Source organism: Streptomyces sp. NPDC020362, from assembly GCF_040642095.1.
In the GTDB taxonomy this organism is placed as follows: domain Bacteria; phylum Actinomycetota; class Actinomycetes; order Streptomycetales; family Streptomycetaceae; genus Streptomyces.
Window position 1 is genome coordinate 23,419 of record NZ_JBFAET010000117.1, and the last position, 6,000, is coordinate 29,418.

General features: G+C 68.9%; 3 protein-coding genes and 3 pseudogenes. 3 read left to right on the forward strand and 3 right to left on the reverse strand.

Translation table 11 applies throughout. From position 1 onward, the window contains the following. The first annotated feature begins 963 nt into the window (after window positions 1-963). A pseudogene (locus AB0H32_RS31510) lies at window positions 964-1,061 on the forward strand. 211 nt (window positions 1,062-1,272) lie between these two features. On the opposite strand, the pseudogene AB0H32_RS31515 reads toward AB0H32_RS31510, so the two are convergent. Next, window positions 1,273-1,452, reverse strand: a pseudogene (locus AB0H32_RS31515) (lamin tail domain-containing protein); the annotation flags it as partial. A 58-nt stretch (window positions 1,453-1,510) separates the two neighbouring features. On the opposite strand from AB0H32_RS31515, the pseudogene AB0H32_RS31520 reads away from it, so the two are divergent. Then, window positions 1,511-2,385: pseudogene (locus AB0H32_RS31520) on the forward strand (IS5 family transposase). A gap of 19 nt (window positions 2,386-2,404) precedes the next feature. Here the strand turns inward: AB0H32_RS31520 and AB0H32_RS31525 are convergent. Both AB0H32_RS31525 and AB0H32_RS31530 read right to left on the reverse strand, forming a co-directional pair. Then, window positions 2,405-2,629, reverse strand: coding sequence for a hypothetical protein (locus tag AB0H32_RS31525; protein WP_361127481.1), 225 nt, complete (start codon window positions 2,627-2,629; stop codon window positions 2,405-2,407). Between the two features lie 507 nt (window positions 2,630-3,136). Continuing rightward, window positions 3,137-3,334: a hypothetical protein gene (locus AB0H32_RS31530; protein WP_361127484.1), complete on the reverse strand. Its 198-nt coding sequence runs from the start codon at window positions 3,332-3,334 to the stop codon at window positions 3,137-3,139. A gap of 293 nt (window positions 3,335-3,627) precedes the next feature. On the opposite strand from AB0H32_RS31530, the gene AB0H32_RS31535 reads away from it, so the two are divergent. After that, a partial coding sequence (locus AB0H32_RS31535) for a hypothetical protein (RefSeq protein WP_361127487.1) occupies window positions 3,628-6,000 on the forward strand: 2,373 nt, incomplete at its 3' end.

Genomic DNA, 6,000 nt, shown 5'->3' on the forward strand with positions numbered 1-6,000 from the left:
ATACCAGACCGAAGTCGAGGCGATCCAGGAGTTCCGCCGCGCCGGCGTCGCGCATCTCGTGCCGGTTCCCTCCCCCGGTGCAGCCGGTGCCCTTGGCCGCCCCGACTCGGTTGCCCACGCTGCGCCAACCGTTGATGATCGCGGTTACGGCGGTGGTATTGCCGGAGTTGGATCCGGTGCCCAAGACCGCCATGGCTGGTACGTGGCCGGGGGCTGCTCGCTGACCCGGCGGCGGCCAGTGCAAGTGCGAAGTCCCGGAGGGAGAGGCCACGCCCGTCCGGTGTGACCAGTGATCCGAGCGGGGTCACCCGGGTGGGCGCGGAGGTCGGCGTAGGAGTCGGTGACGGTTCCTATGACACCGCCGTGGCCGTGCAGGTGCGTGTTCTCCCGGGGAGCCGCGTCGACACGTGCTTCACAAATCTCGGCGGCGTACCGGGCGGCGAAGGCTCCGACGACCACGTCCCCTGGGTAAAGGCGCACGCGGCGAACGCTGTGTCGTTGATCCACTCCTGCCAGCCCACGCGGTCCACGCGCACGGCCACCAGGTCGCCGGGCTCGGCGCGTCGACCAGCGCACCGAGTCGGCAGCCGACACGATCGACATGCCGTGTGGCGTGAGCCCACTTCACTGCCGTCAAATCTGTCATCAAAGGTCCTTCCGGCCAAGGACTTCGCAGGCCCGCGCCTGTCTTCAGGCTGCCGCCGTTCGGTTCCTGCCCGAAGCTCCGAAACCAGCCGCTACGCCTGCGGCCGGGCCGTGCGCGAGTGCCTGGTAGAGGGTGCCAGCCAACAGGACTTGGGAGTCTTTGCCCAGGCGCCGGCGTCCGCCTGCCCTGGCCGGGTCCGCATCCGCGAACGGGCCAGACCAGGCGGACGAGTCAGTGACACATCAGCCCCCGGTCAGCCGACCCTGCCACTCTGATTCACGTGAACGGCACCGGACACCACCCGGGGCCGGACACAAGGAGAGGTGCCCGGAGTGGCTGATCGGGGACCAGCGAGCACGCCTCACGGTCGGGCCCCACGCGGCCCACGCAGGTTCGAATCCTGCCCTCTCCGCCACACCTGACACTCACTGCCACGACCGCCCAACGACATTGGCAGTCCAGCGCAAGGGCCCCGAGCCGTTCTCGGCTCGGGGCCCTTGTCCGGGCGCTCCGGCTGCAGTCCGGCCTCCTCCTGCATTCAGCGGTTCAGGCCTCGCACTCGCCCGGGTCAGTGCCGTGCGCCGTCAGCGGACGGTTCGTCTGCCGGTGCTGGGCGGAGCCGTGGATCAGCGTCGGTGGTGATGGCCCCAGGGAGCGTCGTCGACGAAGCGGCGGTGGTCGTTGCGCAGGGTCGCAGGGTCGTGGTCGTTGCTCCAGACGTAGTTGCGGCGCTCCTGGTACAGATCGGTGCGGCTGTCGCGGCGGATGCCGGTGTGGACGCGAACGGTCGCGTGGCCGTCCAGGCGCTAGGGCCTGTGTGATGTTGTGATCACTCTTCGGGTTCTGTTCCGGTACGGGAGCTGAATCCGGCAGGACGCTTGGTGTGACGCGCGGGTCGGCCCGTGGCCGACGGTCTACGGCCGCTTCCGGGTGTAGAGGGACGCAGGCGTCTTCACCGCATTGCTCGAAGGCCTGATCGCCGAGGCCGCCCGTCAGAGACAGATGGACTTATCCCTGGTCAGCGTGGACTCCACCACTGCCCGGGCCCACCACGACGCAGCCGGAATGCGCATCGGCAAGGAGGTCATGGACGCCCTTGAGGAAGCCGCCGCCGAGCAGGAGCGGGCCCGGCAAGAAGGGGCGGGCCGCCAGAACAGAACGGACAGCACGGCAGTGACGACCCCGGTCAGTAAGGGCGGCGGCACATCAGGCGACGGCGCAAGCTCCGCTTGAGCCAAGCCCTGCTCGGCAGATCCCGTGGTGGACTGACGAGCAAGATTCATCTCGCCGCTGACCGCAAGTGCCGTCCGCTGTCAATCGTACTGACCGCAGGACAGGCCGCTGACAGCCCTCAGTTCGTGCCCGTTTTACAGAAGGTGCGGGCCCGTCTGCCAGTCGGCCGGCCCCGAACCCGGCCCGACGCTGTTGCCGCGGACAAGGCCTACTCCTCCCGCGCTAACGTCTCTTACCTGCGGAAACGCAACATCAAGGCAGTCATCCCAGAGAAGAAGGACCAGGCCGCAAACCGGAAGAAGAAAGGCAGCCGGGGCGGCCGCCCTACACGCCACGACACCGACCTGTACAAGCAGCGGAACACCGTCGAGCGGCTCGTCAACAAGTTGAAGACCTGGCGGGGCATTGCGACTCGATACGACAAGACGCCCGAGAGCTGCTTCGCCGGCCTCCACCTCCATGCCTCGATGATCTGGATCAGCGACCTCCTGAAGGCAACTGCCTGATCACAACATCACACAGGCCCTAGTGGGAGAAGGTGTAGGTGTGGCCGTCCTCGTCGGCCAGCGTGCACCCGTCGAGATTGCCGCGCGGCGGCTGCCGTTGGTGATGTCCACCCACTCCCCTGTTCAGGGAGCGGCTGGAGCGGTCGTCGCGTCCCGGGGCACCGGCCTGCACGGCGCTGATGCAGACGACGCCGTGGTGCGGGCGGGCCGGGTGGCGGCCGGCGGCCACAGCCGGCAACGCCACGGCACGGCACCCAGGGCGGCGGCCGCCACGGCGGCAACAGCACTCATGCGACGCACAGAAGCGGAAACAGTTCACGAGGATCCCCCTACAGGGTCCAGAGCACCCCGTGCGGTCCGCCGAACGTCCGGAGCGTCGCAGGCCCGTGGTGGTGCCTTGTGCGGGTGGCGGCCGGCTTGCCACGCACTCACACTGTGCAAGCCATGGGCCCGAAATGCGGGAGAGACGTGCAGAGCGTTCAGAGTTCAGCATATTTTCACGATCTTTCCCTGGAATGATCATATATGACTCGAATAGGCCAGCTTAATCATTTGTCAGCGGCTTTGGCCGTACACCTGAGGCACCACGCTGCCGCTGTTCACGGCCAAGATCTACTCGACCGCCCAGGGCAACCTTCTCCGCCGCAGAGCACGACGCGTACGAGTCCGCGAAACCCGCGACAGCGATGCGCTTCCCGTCGAGAGTTGGCCTCGACGCCGCCGGTCTGTGCGTCCCGGGCTGAGATCGGGGTCAGCGGAGCACAGAGGCGAGCGCCGCGGTGATGGCGCAGGCGAGGGTCAGGGCCGCGGCGAAGACAGCGGCGGCCGACTTGATGGCCGCCGGGGCGGTGGCTCCGTCCATGCGGGCGAGGATCCCGGCAGCGGTAGCGGCCAGCGCCGCAAGGGCCAGTACGAGCGCGGTGGTGAGGAGGACGAGGCTGATGGACACGGCAGACTCCCTTGGGCGGACTGGTTGTTGGCGTAACCGTTGTCCTGGATTTCGCGTACGCCGGGGTCCGCGCCGGACGAAGATGAACTTCGGCGAACACTCACTCGGGGGGCAGCATGCAAGGGGATCAGGCTGCGCCGGAGCGGGCGTTGTCGGAGCTGCGGGACCGCTTGGAGAACGGCCTGGCCCTCGCGCGGCTGAGCAAGGATCAACTGGCTACGAGGGCGGGCCTTGGGCGCACCACGGTGTACGAAGCTTTGCGGCGTGGTGGTCCTGTACCAACGCCGGAGACGGTGGCCGCGCTGGCGACGGCGCTGAACCTGTCGGCAGAAAAGCTGCTGCAGCTCCGGCGCAGCGCCATCCCGCACGAGGATCCGGCAGCAGCGAACGCCCCTGGGCCCGGCCGACCACTGTCCACGTGGGATCCGCACGACCTGGAAGTCCACCCCGCCGGCACCACAGCAGGAGTTGATGGCAGCAACATGCGGGAGCGGCGGGCGCTTCCGGGATATGTGCCGCGCCAGCACGACCAGATGCTGGCCCACGCCGTGGGGGACGTGACCTCAGGACGCAGTCGGATGGTGGTGCTCGTCGGTACGTCCTCCACAGGCAAGACCCGGGCGTGCTGGGAGGCCATCCAGCCGCTGGCTGCTCTGCACTGGCGGTTGTGGCACCCCTTCGACCCCGGCCGGGCCCAAGCCGCGCTGGAAGATCTGCACCGGGTCGGGCCACGGACAGTGGTGTGGCTGAACGAGGCCCAGCACTATCTCGGCGATCCCACGTACGGCGAGCGCATCGCGGCTGCTCTGCATCACCTGCTCAGCGCGCCGGAACGAGCCCCGGTCCTGGTCCTGGGTACGTTGTGGCCCGAGTACGCCAACCGCTACAACGCCCTGCCCGCACCCGACAACACCGACCTTCACAGCCGGACCCGCGAACTGCTCAGCGCACGGCGCATCCCGGTCCCGGACGCGTTCGACAAGCAGGCGCTTGCCACTGCGAAATCCATGGCGGAGGCGGGCGACGTCCTGCTGGCAGACGCCCTGTCCCGCGCTGACGGCCACGGCCGTGTCGCTCAGGATCTGGCCGGCGCCCCTGAGCTCCTGCGACGGTATGAAGATGGCTCCCCGGCCGCCAGAGCGATCCTGGAAGCGGCGATGGACGCCCGGCGTCTGGGCGTCGGGCTGCGCCTTCCCCAAGCGTTCCTGACCGACGCTGCACTCGACTATCTGGCCGACTCCGATTACCAACAGCTCAGCGAGGACTGGGCAGAAGCGGCCTACGCCGACCTCGCACGACTGGTCCACGGTAAACAGGCACCCCTCAGCTGCATCCGGCAGCGACCCAAGCGCCGGCTGCCGGGAGCTCCGATGCCGGCCGATGTTCCGGTGGCGACGCCAGCAGGGCAGGAGTTCCGGCTGGCCGACTTCCTCGAACAGCATGGCCGCACCCAGCGTCGAGCCCAATGCCCGCCCGCGTCGTTCTGGCAGGCCGCCCACACCCACCTCACCAGCGCCGACGATCTTGAGCAACTTGCCCAAGCCGCCAGCCGCAAACACCGTCTGAGGTGGGCACAGCACCTCCTCCAGCGCGCTGCCGATACCGGTAGCACCCACGCCCTACACCAGCTGGCCGAAAGGCGGATGGAGGCTGAGGACTGGGAGGGTGCTGAGGTGTTGCTGCGACGGGCCGCCGACATGGGCAGTGTCCATGCCCTGCACTTGCTGGCCCTGCTGCGGTGGCGAGCCGGGGACCGGGCTGGAGCCGAGGCTCTCGCGCTGCAGGCAGCCGACGCCGGCAGCACCGACGCTTTGCTCCGGCTGGCCGAGTGGCGGATGGAGGCCGGAAAGCGGAAGAAGGCCATGGCCCTCGCACTGCGGGCCGCCGACGTCGGCAGCACGGAGGCCTTGCTCCTGCTGGCCGAGTGGCGGGGAAACGCTGGGGACCAGGAGGGCGCCGAAGCCCTGCTGCTGCGGGCTGCCGACGCCGGCAGCACCAGCGCTCTACATCATCTCGCGGTGTGGCGGATGGGGGACGGGGACCTGGACAGTGCCAGGGCCCTGCTGGGGCTGGCCACCGACGCCCTCTACCCGCGGGCCGAGCCACGCGAGCAGGACGACGCCCCAAAAAAGGGTACCGACGCCTTCGCAGTGCGGGCTACGGACGCCCGTGACACCGACGCTCTGTTTCAGCTTGCCAGGTGGCGGGAGCGGCTGGGGGACCGGGAAGGAGCCGAGGCCCAGATGCGACGGGCTGCCGAAGCCGGCAGCACCGACGCCCTGCTCCGGCTGGCCGAGTGGGGGGCCGAGAACGAGGACTGGGATGGTGCCCGGGCTCTACTGCGGCGGGCTGCCGAAGCCGGCAGCACCGACGCCCTGCTCCGGCTGGCCGATTGGCAGGAACGATCAAGCGAAGGGACACTTTTTGACGCTCTACTGCGGCAGAGCGCCGACGCCGACAGTACAAACGCCCTGCTCCGAATGGCCGCACAGGAGCGGATGATCGAGTCGACGCTTACCGAAGCTCTACTGCGCCGGGCCGCCGACGCCGGCAGCACCGACGCCCTGCTCCGGCTGGCCGTACTGCGGGAGCAGGCCGAAGACTGGAAGGGTGCCGACGCCCTCGTGCTGCGGGCCGCCGAGGCCGGCAGCACCGATGCCCTGTGT